Below are 15,314 nucleotides of genomic sequence, written 5' to 3'. Positions count from 1 at the left end.
GTATAACATGTAGCTGGTATGGCGTCTTTCGGAGGACGTCGTAACGGAATGGCAGAAGGCCGACGTATCGGCCGGTGTTTTTTGGGAGGAAAATATCATGAAGTTTTCAACCGTGGCGGCGCTTGCCGGCGCCGCGCTGGTCAGCGTCTCGGCTGTGCCGGCAATGGCGTCACCGGATGCGCCGGTGATCGCGCTCGCCAACGCCTATTACGGCAACACCTGGCGGCACCAGATGGTGGAGGCTTTCGAAGCCTCGGCCAAGGAAGCCAAGGCGGCCGGCCAGATTGCCGACTACATCGTCATGAACGGCGACGGCTCGGTGGCGCAGCAGAACAGCCAGATCGCCGAGCTGATCCTCAAGAAGGTCGACGTGCTCGCCGTCGATGCCGCATCGGAAACCGCGGTCAACGGGATCATCGAAAAAGCCTGCAAGGCCGGCATCATCGTCGTTTCGTTCGATTCGGTCGCCTCGGCGCCCTGCAACTACCAGCTCAACTTCGACTTCAAGGGCTACAAGGCAGCCCAGGCCGAGGCCGTCTTCAAGATGATCGGCGGCAAGGGCAACGTCATCCAGGTGCGCGGCGTCAAGGGTTCGGCGCCCGACAACGACATGTTCAACGCGCAACAGTCGGTGCTGGCCAAATATCCCGATATCAAGGTTGTCGCCACGGTCTATGGCCAGGCGACCGCGTCGGTCGCACAGGCGGCCATCGCCAACGTGCTGCCCTCCCTGCCGCATGTCGACGCCGTGCTCGCACAAGGCGGCAGCGACGATGTCGGCATCGCCCAGGCGTTCGTCCAGTATGGCGGCGACTATGCCGGCAAGATGCCGATCATCGAAGGCGGCGGCGGCACCGACTTCGTCAAATGGTGGGCCGAGGAGAACGCCAAGAACGGCTACCAGACGGTCTCGATGAACACCACGCCCGGTATTGGCGGCGCCGCGTTCTGGCTCGGCCTGTCGCTGCTCAAGGGCGCCAAGGCACCCAAGATGATGATCATGCCGGTGGCCACCGTCGATGCCGGCAACCTCAAGGAATATGCAAAGCTGCCTGGCGGCCAGATCATCAGCCCCAGCTATTCGCTCGACTGGGTCAAGCAGAACCTGCTGAGCAAGTAAGATTGGCAATGCCAGGGACCGGGCGCCGCGGAACGGCCGCGCCCGGTCCCTGCCCGTGAAGAAACGGAGGACGAATGTCCCATCTCGCCGTAGCCCCGGAAGGCGCAGCCGCCGCGGTGCTCGCCGATCCGACCCGGCAGAGCGTTGTTTCGCTTTCCGGGATCACCAAGAGCTTCGGACCGACGCTGGCGAATGCAGAGATCGACCTCGCCGTCTCCACCGGCGAGATCATCGGGCTGGTCGGCGGCAACGGCGCCGGCAAATCGACGCTGATGCGCATCCTGTGCGGGGCGATGTGGCCGACCCTGGGCTCGATTTCGTTTGCCGGCCAGAATATCGGCTTCGCCGGCTACGACACGGCGGAGGCACAGCGCCGCGGCATCCGCATGGTGCACCAGGAATTGTCGCTGTGCGCCAACCTCTCGGTGGCCGAAAACTTCTTCCTGGAAATTCCGGCGGATGCCGCCAACCGGCCGGGCTGGCGGGCACTCTACAGGGCGCGCGCCCGCTCGGCGCTGGACGCCGTCTTCCCCGCAAACGGCATCGATGTGAATGCCGAAGTCGGCCACCTCTCCATCGCCGAACGGCAAATGGTCGAGATTGCGCGCGCCGCCGCGACACCCGGTGTCAAGCTGATCGTTCTTGACGAACCGACCTCCTCGCTCGATCTCGATCGCTCGAGACAGTTGCGGGCCTTCATCCGCGAGCGGGCCAAATCCGGCCTCGCCTTCATCTTCATCAGCCACAAGCTTCAGGAAATCATCGACATCGCCACTCAGGTGGTCGTGCTGCGCAATGGGCGCACCGCCTGGCGCGGCGATGTGGCCGATACGTCGATCGGCAAGCTGGTGCAGCTCATGGGAGGCGACGCCAACTCGATCCACCAGCACGGTACCGCCACCACCGGCAGCCGCGAAGCGCTGGTGCGACTGTCCGGGTTCCTGACGGCCGAACTCGGCCACGACATCGAGATCGGCCGCGGTGAAATCATCGGACTGGCAGGCCTCGAGGGCAGCGGCCAGAAAGAGTTGCTGCACGCAATCTTCAAGCCCGATTCCGGAACGGATGCGGCCGTCGCCAGGAACGGTGAAGCCGGTTTCATCGCGGGCGACCGCCAGAAGGAAGGCGTGTTCCCCTTGTGGAGCGTGCTGGGAAACATCAGCATCGGCGCTCTGGCGCGCCGCCCGGCGCTGGGCCTGGTCTCGGACCGCGCCAACCGCGCGGCAGCGGCCGACGCCGCCGGCCGGCTGCGGCTCGACGAGACCCGCTTCGGATCCAACATATTGGAGCTCAGCGGCGGCAACCAGCAGAAGGCGCTGGTTGCCCGGGCGCTCGTCGCCGACACGCCGATCGTCCTGCTCGACGACCCGACGCGCGGCGTCGACATCGCCACCAAGCAGGACTTCTACCGCCTCTGCGACGACATTGCGCGAGGCGGGCGCACGCTCATCTGGCACACGACCGAAGATGCCGAACTCCTGGCCTGCGACCGCGTGCTGGTGTTTTCAGGCGGCCGCATCGTCAAGGAACTGGCCGGCGAGGCGATCACGGAATCAGCCGTCGTTGGAGCGTCCTTTGCCCAGCAGACGGACAAAGCTGCCAGTGCGAGACGCAGCGGCGCTGTCGGCGCCGGGCTTGCCCGCAGGCTGGTGAACGCTGCCCCCTTCATCGGCCTCGCCGCCGTACTGGCCGTGATGATGTCGGCCAATCCGGCGGTCGCCTCCATTTTCGGGCTCGACCTCTTGCTGATGCCGGCGCTGTCGCTGGTGCTGGTGACCGCGGCGCAGATGTTCATCGTCGGCGGCAGCGAGATCGACCTCGGCGTCGGCGCGTTCGCGGGGCTCGTCAGCGTGCTCAGCGCCACGCTGCTCTACGACCAGCCGTGGCTCGGCGCCCTGGCGCTGGCGGCGGCGATCGCCGCCTATGCCGGGCTCGGCGGCCTGATCCAGGCGCGCAAGATCCCGGCCATCGTCGTCACGCTGGGCGCCTCCTTCATCTGGGTCGGGATAGGCTATGCGCTGCAGCCGACGCCCGGCGGCACCAGCCCCGAATGGCTGTCGGCAATGTTCAACTGGTCACTCGGCTTTGTGCCAACCTCGATCATCCTCATCGCCGCGGTGGCAATCGTGGTGTTCGTGATCGACCGGCTGCCCCTCGGCGTGGTGCTGCGCGGTTTCGGCAACAATCCGACCGCGATGATCCGTTCCGGCTGGTCGCCGACGCGCTACGCGCTGGTGCGCTATCTCGTCGCCGGGCTGTTCGCCGCCGCCGCCGGCCTGTCGCTGACGGCGATCAACACGGCGAGCGACATCAATTCCGGCAATTCGTTCACCCTGCTCAGCGTCGCCGCCGTGGTGATGGGCGGCTGTTCGCTGTTGGGCGGCGTCATCTCGCCGGTCGGCGCCGTCGCCGGCGCGGTCACGCTGGCGTTGATCGGCGCCCTGCTCGGCACGCTGAGCGTGAGCAGCGACTTCAATGCGGCGACGCAGGGATTGATCCTCATCGCCCTGCTGACCTTGCGCAGCCTGACCGCGGACCGCAGGAGCGAACAATGAACGCGCTTGCCGCCTTCAGCCCTTGGGCGCAGAAAAACCGCTGGATCTGGTCGGCGATCGGGGTGCTGCTGCTCTGGCTGGTGCTGTCCATCGTCACCAACCGCTTCAGCCTCTCCAGCCTGTCGGGCATCGTTCTGTCGGCCTCGTTCCTAACGGTCGTCGGCATCGGCCAGATGTTCGTCGTCACCACCGGGCGCGGCAATATCGACCTTTCCGTGGCCTCGGTGATCACGCTCAGCGCCTTCGTGGCGCTGCTGACCATCAAGGGCCAGGACGCCAACCTCGCCGTCGGCGTCGGCGCCGCGATCCTGCTCGGCCTTGCGGTCGGCGCTCTCAACGCGCTGCTCGTCGTCGGGCTGAACATACCGGCCATCATCGCCACGCTGGCGACGGGCTATGTGCTGGCAACCGCAACGCTGCTGTCGAACCGCGCGATATCGGGCTTCGCCGTCAGTCCGCTGTTGAAGACGCTGGCGACGGGCCGTGTCGCGGGCGTGCCGATCATGGCAGTCATCGCCATCCTGGGCGTCGCCGCAACGTCGTTCGTGCTACGCTATACCGTTTACGGGCAACTGCTCTCGGCAGTCGGCCAGAACCGCGCGGCGGCGCGGCTAGCAGCGATCCGCAACAACCGGGTCATCGCCTCGGCCTTCATCATCTCCTCGGTGCTGGCCTCGCTCAACGGGCTGCTGCTGGGTGCCTATATCGGCGGCGCCTTTCTTGAAATGGGCCAGCCCTATCTCCTGCAATCCATCGCCGCAGTGGTGCTGGGCGGGACGCTGATCTTCGGCGGCTCCGCGACGGCGCTCGGCACATTGTTCGCCAGCATCCTTTTGATCCTCATCGTCACCACCATGCAGATCATCGGCCTGCCGCCCGGCGCTCAGGACATCGTCCAGGGCATCGTCGTCATTTTCGTGCTGGCGCTGGCCGGCCGGCAGGTGCTGTCGCGGCGCGCCGCCATCGACCCTGCCGCCATCGAGAGCGCAGCCGGCGACGGCACGGCGAAACCTAAGGCGGGCGCTGCGGCAATTAGGCCGCAGTGACAATGATTTCTCTTGCCAAGATGGTAGAGTGATCATACCAGTATATAAGGTGACGATTGGCGAGACCATCGTTCAATATTTAGGAGCAAAGCTAGATGACGACGATCGCGCTGTTCGGTGCCGGCGGCAAAATGGGCTACCGCCTTTCGACCAATTTCCGCGGCTCGCCCTATACGATCCGCCATGTCGAGGTCAGCGAGGCCGGGCGCGAGCGGCTGAAGACCGGGCTTGGCTTCGATACGGTCGGTGCCGACGAGGCGCTGGACGGCGCCGAGGTGGTGATCCTGGCAGTTCCGGACACCCATATCGGCAAGGTCGCGGCAAGCATCGAAAGCAAGCTTGCGCCGGGCACGATGGTGATCGTTCTCGATGCCGCGGCGCCGTTTGCCGGCCATTTGCCTGATCGTCCCGACCTGACCTACTTCGTCACCCACCCCTGCCATCCGCCGATCTTCAACGACGAAACCGACATGGCGGCCAAGAAAGATTATTTCGGCGGCGTCAAGGCCAAGCAGCACATGGTCAGCGCACTGATGCAGGGACCGGAAGCGGACTACGCCAAGGGCGAGGCCATTGCCAAGATCATCTGGGCGCCGGTGATGCGCTCGCACCGCGTCTCCGTCGAACAGATGGCGCTGCTCGAGCCCGGCCTTTCGGAGACCGTGTGCGCCTCGCTGCTGGTGGTCATGAAGGAAGCTGTCGACGAGGTCGTGGCGCGCGGCGTCGACCAGCAGGCGGCCCTCGATTTCCTGCTCGGCCACATGAATGTGCTCGGCGCCGTAATCTTCGGCGAAACCAAAGGTGTGTTCTCCGACGCCTGCAACAAGGCCATCGAATTCGGCAAGCCGGTGCTGATGCGCGACGACTGGAAGCGGGTCTTCGAACCGGAAGAGATCGCAGCCAGCATCCAGCGGATTACCTGAGCGGGCCGCCGCTTAGATACAGATCACCTGAATTAGTGGTTGACTCATTATACCAGTTAGCTTTAGCTGTTCCCGGACTCGGATCGGTCATGCTTCGTTGGAAGTTTGAAGTTGATGCGAGTGAGGACGGCGGGAGCGGAGCGAGGAGCAGTTCGGATGACAGCCGGCGATCGGCTCTGAAATCCGGGCGGCGCGCTGCCGGCCCTGCCTGACGAATTCAATCGTAGATAGAGGCCTCGAAACGATCGAGGCAGGGGTTTCAACGGGAGGACTTCATGAAACTGACACGTAGAATGACGCTTGCCGCCTTCGCAGGCGTGCTGGCACTCGGCACGGCGATGCCCGCCTACGCGGCGGATCTCATCGCCATCATCACCCCATCGCACGACAATCCCTTCTTCAAGGCGGAAGCCGTCGGCGCCGAAGCCAAGGCCAAGGAATTGGGCTACGAGGCGCTGGTGCTGGTGCATGACGACGACGCCAACAAGCAGTCCGAACTGATCGACACCGCGATCGGCCGCGGCGCGAAGGCGATCATCCTCGATAATGCCGGTGCCGACGCCACCGTCGCCGCCGTGCAGAAGGCCAAGGAGGCCGGCGTCCCCTCCTTCCTTATCGACCGCGAGATCAACGCCACCGGCGTCGCGGTGGCTCAGATCGTCTCCAACAACTACCAGGGCGCCCAGCTCGGCGCGCAGGAATTCGTCAAGCTGATGGGCGAGAAGGGTAATTTCGTGGAGCTGGTCGGCAAGGAATCCGACACCAATGCCGGCATCCGCTCCAAGGGCTATCACGACGTCATCGACGACTATCCGGACCTGAAGATGGTCGCGCAGCAATCGGCCAATTGGAGCCAGACCGAGGCCTATTCCAAGATGGAATCGATCCTGCAGGCCAATCCTGACATCAAGGGCGTCATCTCCGGCAACGACACGATGGCGATGGGCGCCTATGCGGCGCTTGCCGCGGCCGGCCGCAAGGACGTCATCGTCGTTGGCTTCGACGGATCGAACGACGTGCGCGATTCCATCACCTCGGGCGGCATCAAGGCGACGGTGCTGCAGCCGGCCTATGCCCAGGCGCAGATGGCGGTCGAACAGGCCAACGACTTCATCAAGAACAAGAAGTCGCCCGAGAAGGAAAAGCAGCTGATGGACTGCGTGCTCATCAATGGCGACAATGCCGCCAAGCTGGAAACCTTCGCGCTCAAGAACTGAGCCGGCGCAACGCGAACAGCGGGGGGCGAACCGAGGTTCGTCCCTCGCTCCTTTTCACCAGGATGCCTCGACCGCCATGCAGAAAAAGCCGAGTTGGCCGATCCTTGCCCTGACCGCCGGCATCGCGCTCAGCGCCTGCAAGATCCTTCCGACGCCATCGGCGCAAGGCGACGGCAATGCCTCCGCCTTCAACCCTGACAAGATGGTCGAGGACATCTGGGCGGCGAAAGTCATTCCCTATCTGCAGCAGAAGGCTGGACCGTTCGCCGAGGTCCATGCGCTGGCGAAGACCGATCCGGCCGCGGCCGGCGCCAAATACGGCAATCCGAAGAAGCAGGCGAATTCGCCATGGACGTTCGCCGTGCGCGTCGAGGGCAAGATCGTCGCGGCAAACACGCAGTCGCGCGCGGCCACCATCGATGTCGACGCCGACGGTGACGGCAAGGCGGACGCGCGCGTTCAGATCGGGCCGGCGATGCGCGGCACGGCACTGCGCGACAGCCTCGACTTCGTCCAGTTCAACGACTTCACCAACCAGATCGACTTCGCCCAGTTCGGCAAGGCTTTCAACGCCCATGCGGCCAAGACGATGCTCTCCAAGCTGCCGCGCGAGGCGCTGGAAGGCCGCACCGCCAAGGTGCTCGGCGCCTATACGATCGAAGGCGGCCAGGACCTGCCGCTGGTGACGCCGGCTGAGGCCGAGATCGGGCCGAAGCCATGAGCCAGGCCAATGGCCATGACGTCATCCTCAAGCTGGAGGATGTCTCGAAAGTCTATGCCGGCACGGTCGCGGTCAAGCAGGCGAATTTCGAAGTGCGCAAGGGCGCGGTCAACGTGCTGGTCGGCGAAAACGGCGCCGGCAAGTCGACGCTGATGAAGATCATCGCCGGCGTCGAGCAGCCGACCGTAGGGCGCATCCTGCTCGAAGGCGAAGAGGTCTCTTTCTCGTCGTCGGGAGATGCGGTCGACCGCGGCATCGGCATGGTGTTCCAGGAGCTGAACCTGTTCGGCAACCTGTCGGTCGCCGAGAACATCTTCGCCACGCGCGAGATCACCAACCGCTTCCGCAAGATCGACCGCAAGGAACAGGAGCGCCGGGCCGGTGAATTCCTGGAGCGGCTGGAAGCCGGCATCCGGCCCGACATGCTGGTCGAGGATCTGCGCATCGGCCAGCAGCAACTGGTCGAGATCGCCAAGGCGGTTTCGCTCGACGCCAAGATCCTCATCATGGACGAGCCGACCTCGGCGCTGAGCGCCGCCGAAGTCGAGATCCTGTTCAAGGTGATCGCCGACCTCAAGGCGCGCGGCGTCGCCATCGTCTACATCTCCCACCGGCTGGAGGAACTGATCCGCATCGGCGACTACATCACCGTGCTGCGCGACGGCCGCATCACCGGCCAGGAGCAGATGAAAAACGTCGATACGCAGTGGATCGTGCGGCAGATGATCGGCTCGGACGCCAAGGACTTCGCCAAGGCCGACGGCCATGTGCCGGGCGCGGAAATCTTCCGCGCCGAGGAGATCTGCCTGCCACGCGTCACCGGCGGGCTGGCGGTCGACCACGTCTCGCTGTCGCTGCGCGCCGGCGAGATTCTCGGCATATACGGGCTGATGGGCGCGGGGCGCAGCGAGCTGTTCGACTGCATCATGGGCCGTCACGGCCATGCCAGCGGCAGGATCTTCATCGCCGGAAAGCAGGTGAAGGATCGCGACACGACGCGCCGCATCCAGCGAGGGCTGGCCTTGATCCCCGAGGACCGCCAGCGCGAGGGCCTGGTGTCGATCCTGTCGGTCGCCAGCAACCTGACGATGGCGAGCCTGTCGCGCTTCGTGCGCCTGTTTCACATCCGAGGCGGCGCCGAGCGGCAGGCCGTGATGCAGATGGTGCGGGAACTCGCAATCAAGGTCGCCGACCCGGCGCAGGAGGTCTCGTCGCTGTCGGGCGGCAACCAGCAGAAGGTGGTGATCGGCAAGGCGCTGCTCACCGGACCGAAAGTGCTTCTGATGGACGAGCCCAGCCGCGGCATCGATGTCGGCGCCAAGGCCGATGTCTTCCGCACCATGCGCAAGCTTTCGCGCGACGGGCTGGGCATCCTGTTCGCCACCTCGGACCTCGATGAGGTGATGGCGCTGTCCGACCGCATCGCGGTGATGAGCAATGGCAGATTGACCGGCATGTTCGACCGCGCCGAAGCGACGGAGGCGGCGATCGTCGCCGCGTCCGCGCTGGGCCACGGACCGGCCGCACATGGGGAGCAACGCTGATGACTGACATTCCGGCCAGGGCGGCCGCTTCCTCCGCCTCCAGCGGCTCGGCGCTGCTGACGCTGATGAAGCTCAGAACCTTCATTGCGCTGATCGCTGTGCTGGTGTTCTTCTCGATCGCCGCGCCGAACTTCCTGTCGGCCGCCAATCTGATCCTGATGGCCAAGCACGTGGCGCTCAATGCCTTTCTCGCCATGGGCATGACCTTCGTCATCATCACCGGCGGCATCGACCTTTCGGTTGGCTCGATCGTCGGCCTGTGCGGCATGGTGGCCGGCTACGTCGTGCTCAACGGCATCGACCTGCAGATCGGCTACACCATCTATTTCAATGTCGTCGAGATCGCCTTGATCACGCTCGCGGTCGGCATGCTGATCGGCGCCGTCAACGGGCTGCTGATCACCAGGCTCAACGTCGCGCCCTTCATCGCCACGCTCGGCGTGCTCTATGTGGCGCGCGGCTTCGCGCTGCTTTCCTCCGACGGCCGCACTTTCCCCAATCTCGTCGGCAAGCCGGAACTCGGCACCACCGGCTTCGGCTTCCTGGGTGCCGGCCGGCTGCTCGGCCTGCCGGTCTCGATCTGGATCCTGATCGTGGTGGCGCTGGGGGCGGCCTATCTCGCCCGCTACACGCCGCTTGGCCGCCACATCTTCGCCGTCGGCGGCAATGAGCGCGCCGCGCGCATCTCGGGCGTGCGCGTCAACATGGTCAAGATGTTCGTCTACATGTTCTCCGGCTTCTGCGCGGCAATCGTCGGGCTGATCATCTCGTCGGAGCTGATGGCCTCGCATCCGGCGACGGGCGAGAGCTTTGAGCTCAACGCCATCGCCGCGGCGGTGCTTGGCGGCACTTCGATGTCGGGCGGCCGCGGCACGATCGGCGGCACCATCGTCGGCGCCTTCGTCATCGGCATCCTTTCGGACGGGCTGGTGATGATGGGCGTGAGCTCGTTCTGGCAGATGGTGATCAAGGGCCTCGTCATCATCGTCGCCGTCGTCGTCGACCAGGCGCAGCGCCGGCTGCAGCAGCGCGTTACCCTGATGCAGATGGCAAAGGCGGGCTGAGCATGGCGGAGTTGCGTGGAGCGCTGATCGGTTGCGGCTTCTTCGCCGTCAACCAGATGCATGCCTGGCGCGACATAGAGGGCGCCTCGATCGTCGCCATCTGCGACCGCGATCCGGAGCGGTTGCGGATCGTCGGCGACCAGTTCGGCGTGGCGCGGCGCTACACCGATGCGGCGGAACTTTTCACCGCCGAGACGCTCGACTTCGTCGACATCGCCACCACTGTCGGCAGCCATCGACCGCTGGTCGAGATGGCGGCCGCGCATGGTGTTCCCGTCATCTGCCAGAAGCCGTTCGCGCCGACGCTTGGCGATGCCAAGGCGATGGTCGCAGCCTGTGCCAAGGCCGGCGTGCCGCTTATGGTGCATGAGAACTTCCGCTGGCAGTCGCCGATCCAGGCGGTGCGCGCCCTGCTCGACAAGGGCGAGATCGGCACGCCGTTCTTCGGCCGCATCTCCTTCCGCTCCGGCTATGACGTGTTTTCCGGCCAGCCCTATCTGGCGACCGGAAAACGCTTCATCATCGAGGACCTCGGCATCCACATCCTCGACATCGCCCGCTTCCTGCTCGGCGACGTCACGAGCCTGACCGCGCGGACCACACGCATCAACCCCGCGATCGCCGGCGAGGATGTGGCGACGATGCTCATGGATCATGCCGGCGGCGCCACGTCGGTTGTCGATTGCAGCTATGCGACGAAGCTTGCCACCGAGCCGTTCCCGGAAACACTTATCGAGCTCGACGGCGTCGACGGCACGATCCGGCTGGCGCAGGGCTACCGGCTGACCGTCACCGGCAAGAGCGGAACCAGAGTGAGCGATGTCTCGCCGCCGCTCCTGCCCTGGGCCTCGCGGCCATGGCACAACATCCAGGAAAGCGTGCTGGCCATCCAGCGGCACTGGGTCGACTGCCTTGTCGGCGGCAAGGAGCCGGCGACCTCGGGCGCCGACAATCTGAAGACATTCGCCCTGGTCGAGGCCGCCTATGCGGGTGCTGCGAGCCGCGAACCGGTGCAGATCGAAGCCTTGCTGCAATGACGGCCGACGTGTTCGATCTTTACGGCACACGGGCGGCCGAAGCGGCACCGATCCTGCTGCAGGCGGGCGCGCTGAGTGCCGAGCTGGTCAATGGCAATCTGCGCACCATCCGGCATGCCGGCACCGAAGTGCTGCGCGCCATCGCCTATATCGTACGCGACCGCGACTGGGGCACTTATGAGCCGGAGCTCACGGACCTGACCATCGACCAGAAGGTCGACCGTTTCTCGGTAAGCTATGAGGCGAATTGCACCGGCCCGGGCGGCAGCAGCCTGCGCTTCCACGCGACGATCGAAGGCTCCGCCGACGGCAGGCTGGTCTTCGATGTGGCCGCACTGCCGGAGAGCGATTTCGAGACCAACCGCTGCGGCTTCTGCATCCTGCATCCGATCGCCGGCCTCGCCGGCAGCCCGGTGACGGTGGAGCACACCGATGGCAGGGTGGTGGACACGGAACTGCCTGATCTGATCGACCCATGGCAGCCCTTCAAGGACCTGCGTGCCATCACCCATGCAGTGCGTCCCGGCGTCAGCGCCGAATGCAGGACGGAAGGCGATACTTTCGAAATGGAGGACCAGCGCAACTGGTCGGACGCCTCCTACAAGACCTATGTGCGGCCGCTGGCCTTGCCGTGGCCCTATGTGCTGCCGGCCGGCGAACCGCTGCGCCAGACGGTGACCCTGCGCCTCACCGGCAGCGCCGGGATGCCCGCCGCGACCGCGAGTGCCGAACCGGTCCGCATCGAACTCGGCGAGACCGGGCCGAGGCTGCCCGATGTCGGCGTGATCGTCTATCCCGAGGACGTCGAGGCAACGCTGGCCGAACTGCCGATGCTCGCAAGGCTCGGTCCGCAGCAACTCCTGTTCCACTTCGATCCGACGCGCGGCCACGGCCTGGACGCGCTGCGCGCCCATGCCCGGCTCGCCGCGGCGCATCCCGCCTCGACCACGCTCGAATGCGTGGTGGCCTGCACGGGCGACCTCGATGCCGAATTCTCCGATGTCGCCCATATGGTGCGCCGGGTCGGCCTGCGGCTCGATGCGGTTGCCGTCTCGCCTTCGGTCGACCGCCAGTCGACGCCGCCGGGCAGCGCCTGGCCGGCATGCCCGCCGCTGGAAGAAATCTATGCCGCGGCGCGGCGCGCCTTTCCCGGGATCCGCCTCGGCGGCGGCATGTTCAGCTATTTCACCGAGCTCAACCGTAAGCGCGTGCCCGCCGACCAACTCGATTTCGTCACGCACTGCACCTGTCCGATCGTTCACGCCGCCGACGATCTCAGCGTCATGCAATCGCTGGAGGCGCTGCCCTTCATCACCCGGTCCACCCGCAAGATCTTCGGCGACAAGCCTTACCGGATCGGCCCGTCGACCATTGCCATGCGACAGAACCCCTATGGCGGCGCGACCAAGGACAATTTTGCCGGCCAACGCATTGCCATGGCGAACCGTGATCCCCGCCATGCCGCGCAGTTTGCCGCCGCCTGGACCATTGGCTATGCCGCGCGCGTCGCGCCGGCCGGGCTGGAGATGCTGACACTGTCCAGCATCACCGGACCATTCGGCGTGCTGGCCGCATCCGGCGAACCTGTCGCCGAGGGATCGCCGCGGCCGATTTTCCGGGCCGTCCAAGGGCTTTGCGAACTGGCTGGGCTCGCGCATGTTGCCGCGAAAACAAGCGACGAGACGCGTGTTGCGGCGCTGGCCGGTCGCGCCGCCTCGGGCGACATTGCCGTCTGGCTGGCGAACCTGACGGCGAACGACGTCCCGGTTGATGTTTCGGCACTGGGTCAGGGCCATCTTACGATGTCGCCCTACGCCATTGTCCGGGTTGGCTAGAGCTACTTATCGGAATTCATCACATAGAGCGCACGCGAGCGTTCGAGATGCTTGATCATCGCCTTTTCGGCGCCGTCGGCATCACGGTGCTCAATGCGGTCGATGATCTCCTCATGCTCGGTAAGCGTGTATTGTTCCTTGCCGGTCCAGATCAGCATCTCGGTGTGGTATTCCTTCAGCCAGCCGAGCGTGGCTTCGCTGACGGCGACATAGATCGGATTGCCCGATATCGCCGATATCTGGGTGTGGAACTTCATGTCGGCGGAGATGAAGGCTTCGGAATCACCGCGCGCGGCGCGCTGCTCGGCCACCGTTGCCCTGAGCCGCTGCACATCCTCGGCGGTCGCCTTTTCCGCGGCTTCCCTGACCATGCCGCGCTCGAAGAAGATGCGCGCCGTCTTCAGGTGCTCCAGCGTGTCCCTGGATGAAGACAGGATGATCTTGGCCGCGCCGTCGACCTGCTTGATGATCGATTTGGCGGTTAGTTGCAGCACCTTGGCGCGCTCGCCATGCGAGATGGCGACCAGTCCCATATTGCTCAGCGCCTGCATGGCCTCGCGGATCGCCGGCCGGCCGACCTCGAAGCGCTCCATCAACTCGCGTTCGGACGGCATGTCGTCGCCCGGCTGCAGCTCGCCGCTGGTGATCAGCCGCTTCAGCCTTGCAAAGACTTCGTCGGAAAGTTTGCGCCGGACGATCGGCTCCGAACGGTTCATCGTGACGAATCACTCCCTGGCCCGGTTCCTGTTTAGCATTCCAGGCAGGATTACCGGAATGCCTGCGCCTGGAGCGGTCCCGCGATTTCATGCAATCGCCAAGCCGCGCCAGCTGTTTGTTCCAGGCATTCCGAACGAAAAACGCCGCTCATTTCCCGGAATTGCCGAAGCCGGCCCTCTTGCCGAAGTCGGGATATTGCTTGCAATACTTAGGTACTCATTATACCAGATTTCCTGCGCGACAAAACTTTTTTCGAACCCTTTTCGAGCGGCCGACAGACCATGATCACGCTTACCTATCGCATCGAAACCTCTGGCAGCATCGAAGCGCTGGCGGCCAAGATCGCGAGCGACCAGTCGACCGGCACCTTCGTCCCACTGCCCGGCGAGACCGAGGAATTAAAGGCGCGTGTGGCGGCTCGTGTGCTGGCGATCAGGCCCCTGCCCGATGCCGAGCAGCCGTCGCTTCCCGGATCCGGGAACGGCCCCTTCCGGCGCGCCGATGTCGATATCGGCTTCCCGTTCGACGCCATCGGCACCGACCTGTCGGCGCTGATGACGATCGCCATCAGCGGCACCTATTCGATCAGGGGCCTGTCCGGTATCCGGGTCATCGACATGAAGCTGCCGGAACAATACCGGGGCGCCCATCCCGGCCCGCAATTCGGCGTTGCCGGCAGCCGCAGGCTGACCGGGGTCGAGGGCCGTCCCATCATCGGCACCATCGTCAAGCCGGCGCTTGGCCTCAGGCCGCACGAGACAGCCGCGATGGTAAGCGAACTGATCGAAGCCGGCGTCGATTTCATCAAGGACGACGAGAAGCTGATGAGCCCGGCCTATTCGCCGCTCGCTGAGCGGGTGAAGGCGATCATGCCGCTGATCCGTGACCACGAGCAAAAGACCGGCAAGAAAGTAATGTACGCCTTCGGAATCTCGCATGCCGATCCCGACGAGATGATGCGCAACCACGATCTGGTGCTCGAAGCCGGCGGCAATTGCGCGGTCGTCAACATCAACTCCATCGGATTCGGCGGCATGGCTTTCCTCAGGAAGCGCTCCGGGCTGGTGCTGCATGCGCACCGCAATGGCTGGGACATTCTCACCCGCCATCCCGGCCTCGGCATGGATTTCAAGGTATGGCAGCAATTCTGGCGGCTGCTCGGCGTCGACCAGTTCCAGATCAACGGTATCGGCTCGAAATACTGGGAGCCGGACGATTCTTTCATCCGCTCCTTCGAAGCGGTGACCACGCCGCTGTTTTCATCAGACGATTGCGCGCTGCCCGTGGCCTGCTCCGGCCAATGGGGCGGCCAGGCGCCCGAGACCTATGAGCGCACCGGCCGCACGGTCGATCTCCTCTATCTCTGCGGCGGCGGCATCGTCAGCCATCCGGACGGGCCCGGCGCCGGGGTGCGCGCGGTGCTGCAAGCGTGGCAGGCCGCGGTCGAGGGCATTGCCCTCGACGAATTCGCGCGCGACCATGCCGAGCTGGCACGCTCGATCGAGAAATTCAGCGACGGCAAGGCGGCCTGAGCG

At 65.0% G+C, this 15,314-nt stretch carries 12 protein-coding genes; 11 read left to right on the top strand and 1 reads right to left on the bottom strand.

Translation table 11 applies throughout. The features are described 5' to 3' along the window. Positions 1 to 97: 97 nt before the first annotated feature. The 10 genes from FJ490_RS00795 to FJ490_RS00750 all read left to right on the top strand — a co-directional run bounded on the left by FJ490_RS00795 (position 98) and on the right by FJ490_RS00750 (position 13,062). The gene (locus FJ490_RS00795; protein ID WP_140520883.1) at positions 98 to 1,120 is read left to right on the top strand and encodes an ABC transporter substrate-binding protein; all 1,023 of its coding nucleotides are present in this window, start codon (positions 98 to 100) and stop codon (positions 1,118 to 1,120) included. 74 nt (positions 1,121 to 1,194) lie between these two features. Further along, entirely contained in the window at positions 1,195 to 3,675 is a 2,481-nt protein-coding gene (locus FJ490_RS00790) for an ATP-binding cassette domain-containing protein (RefSeq protein WP_140655657.1), read from the top strand. Next, positions 3,672 to 4,721 (top strand): ABC transporter permease, encoded by a 1,050-nt coding sequence (locus FJ490_RS00785; RefSeq protein WP_140655654.1) that lies wholly within the window; start codon positions 3,672 to 3,674, stop codon positions 4,719 to 4,721. The genes FJ490_RS00790 and FJ490_RS00785 overlap by 4 nt, the downstream gene beginning before the upstream one ends. A 95-nt stretch (positions 4,722 to 4,816) precedes the next feature. Next, complete coding sequence (locus FJ490_RS00780; RefSeq protein WP_140655651.1) at positions 4,817 to 5,644, top strand: phosphogluconate dehydrogenase C-terminal domain-containing protein; 828 nt, start codon at positions 4,817 to 4,819, stop codon at positions 5,642 to 5,644. 275 nt (positions 5,645 to 5,919) lie between these two features. Further along, positions 5,920 to 6,861 (top strand): D-ribose ABC transporter substrate-binding protein, encoded by a 942-nt coding sequence (locus tag FJ490_RS00775; RefSeq protein ID WP_140559315.1) that lies wholly within the window; start codon positions 5,920 to 5,922, stop codon positions 6,859 to 6,861. A gap of 76 nt (positions 6,862 to 6,937) precedes the next feature. Continuing rightward, positions 6,938 to 7,582, top strand: coding sequence for a DUF2291 family protein (locus FJ490_RS00770; RefSeq protein WP_140655649.1), 645 nt, complete (start codon positions 6,938 to 6,940; stop codon positions 7,580 to 7,582). After that, positions 7,579 to 9,126 (top strand): sugar ABC transporter ATP-binding protein, encoded by a 1,548-nt coding sequence (locus FJ490_RS00765; protein ID WP_140580676.1) that lies wholly within the window; start codon positions 7,579 to 7,581, stop codon positions 9,124 to 9,126. Before FJ490_RS00770 ends, FJ490_RS00765 begins: the two co-directional genes overlap by 4 nt. Then, positions 9,126 to 10,190: an ABC transporter permease gene (locus FJ490_RS00760; protein WP_140655646.1), complete on the top strand. Its 1,065-nt coding sequence runs from the start codon at positions 9,126 to 9,128 to the stop codon at positions 10,188 to 10,190. Before FJ490_RS00765 ends, FJ490_RS00760 begins: the two co-directional genes overlap by 1 nt. Before the next feature lie 2 nt (positions 10,191 to 10,192). Then, positions 10,193 to 11,227 carry a Gfo/Idh/MocA family oxidoreductase gene (locus FJ490_RS00755; RefSeq protein ID WP_140580673.1) on the top strand — a complete coding sequence of 345 codons (1,035 nt, stop codon included), beginning with the start codon at positions 10,193 to 10,195 and terminating at the stop codon, positions 11,225 to 11,227. After that, entirely contained in the window at positions 11,224 to 13,062 is a 1,839-nt protein-coding gene (locus FJ490_RS00750) for a hypothetical protein (RefSeq protein ID WP_140728110.1), read from the top strand. Before FJ490_RS00755 ends, FJ490_RS00750 begins: the two co-directional genes overlap by 4 nt. 2 nt (positions 13,063 to 13,064) lie before the next feature. Here the strand turns inward: FJ490_RS00750 and FJ490_RS00745 are convergent, their stop codons facing one another. Then, positions 13,065 to 13,778 carry a transcriptional regulator NanR gene (locus FJ490_RS00745; protein WP_140514647.1) on the bottom strand — a complete coding sequence of 238 codons (714 nt, stop codon included), beginning with the start codon at positions 13,776 to 13,778 and terminating at the stop codon, positions 13,065 to 13,067. Between the two features lie 282 nt (positions 13,779 to 14,060). Here FJ490_RS00745 and oiaX point away from each other — a divergent pair, with 282 nt between their 5' ends. Continuing rightward, on the top strand, positions 14,061 to 15,311 hold the full coding sequence (gene oiaX, locus FJ490_RS00740; protein WP_140728109.1) for a 3-oxo-isoapionate-4-phosphate decarboxylase OiaX: 1,251 nt from the start codon (positions 14,061 to 14,063) through the stop codon (positions 15,309 to 15,311). The last annotated feature ends 3 nt before the right edge of the window (positions 15,312 to 15,314 follow it).

It is taken from the genome of Mesorhizobium sp. B2-5-11 (genome assembly GCF_006440835.1).
Lineage (GTDB): Bacteria > Pseudomonadota > Alphaproteobacteria > Rhizobiales > Rhizobiaceae > Mesorhizobium.
Note: the sequence above shows the minus strand (reverse complement) of the source record. Positions and strands in the feature narration are given on the sequence as shown.

Coding starts and splice junctions, on each gene's coding strand:
- FJ490_RS00795 (WP_140520883.1), top strand. CDS start 98: ATGAAGTTTTCAACCGTGGCGGCGCTTGCCGGCGCCGCGCTGGTCAGC.
- FJ490_RS00790 (WP_140655657.1), top strand. CDS start 1,195: ATGTCCCATCTCGCCGTAGCCCCGGAAGGCGCAGCCGCCGCGGTGCTC.
- FJ490_RS00785 (WP_140655654.1), top strand. CDS start 3,672: ATGAACGCGCTTGCCGCCTTCAGCCCTTGGGCGCAGAAAAACCGCTGG.
- FJ490_RS00780 (WP_140655651.1), top strand. CDS start 4,817: ATGACGACGATCGCGCTGTTCGGTGCCGGCGGCAAAATGGGCTACCGC.
- FJ490_RS00775 (WP_140559315.1), top strand. CDS start 5,920: ATGAAACTGACACGTAGAATGACGCTTGCCGCCTTCGCAGGCGTGCTG.
- FJ490_RS00770 (WP_140655649.1), top strand. CDS start 6,938: ATGCAGAAAAAGCCGAGTTGGCCGATCCTTGCCCTGACCGCCGGCATC.
- FJ490_RS00765 (WP_140580676.1), top strand. CDS start 7,579: ATGAGCCAGGCCAATGGCCATGACGTCATCCTCAAGCTGGAGGATGTC.
- FJ490_RS00760 (WP_140655646.1), top strand. CDS start 9,126: ATGACTGACATTCCGGCCAGGGCGGCCGCTTCCTCCGCCTCCAGCGGC.
- FJ490_RS00755 (WP_140580673.1), top strand. CDS start 10,193: ATGGCGGAGTTGCGTGGAGCGCTGATCGGTTGCGGCTTCTTCGCCGTC.
- FJ490_RS00750 (WP_140728110.1), top strand. CDS start 11,224: ATGACGGCCGACGTGTTCGATCTTTACGGCACACGGGCGGCCGAAGCG.
- FJ490_RS00745 (WP_140514647.1), bottom strand. CDS start 13,778: ATGAACCGTTCGGAGCCGATCGTCCGGCGCAAACTTTCCGACGAAGTC.
- oiaX (WP_140728109.1), top strand. CDS start 14,061: ATGATCACGCTTACCTATCGCATCGAAACCTCTGGCAGCATCGAAGCG.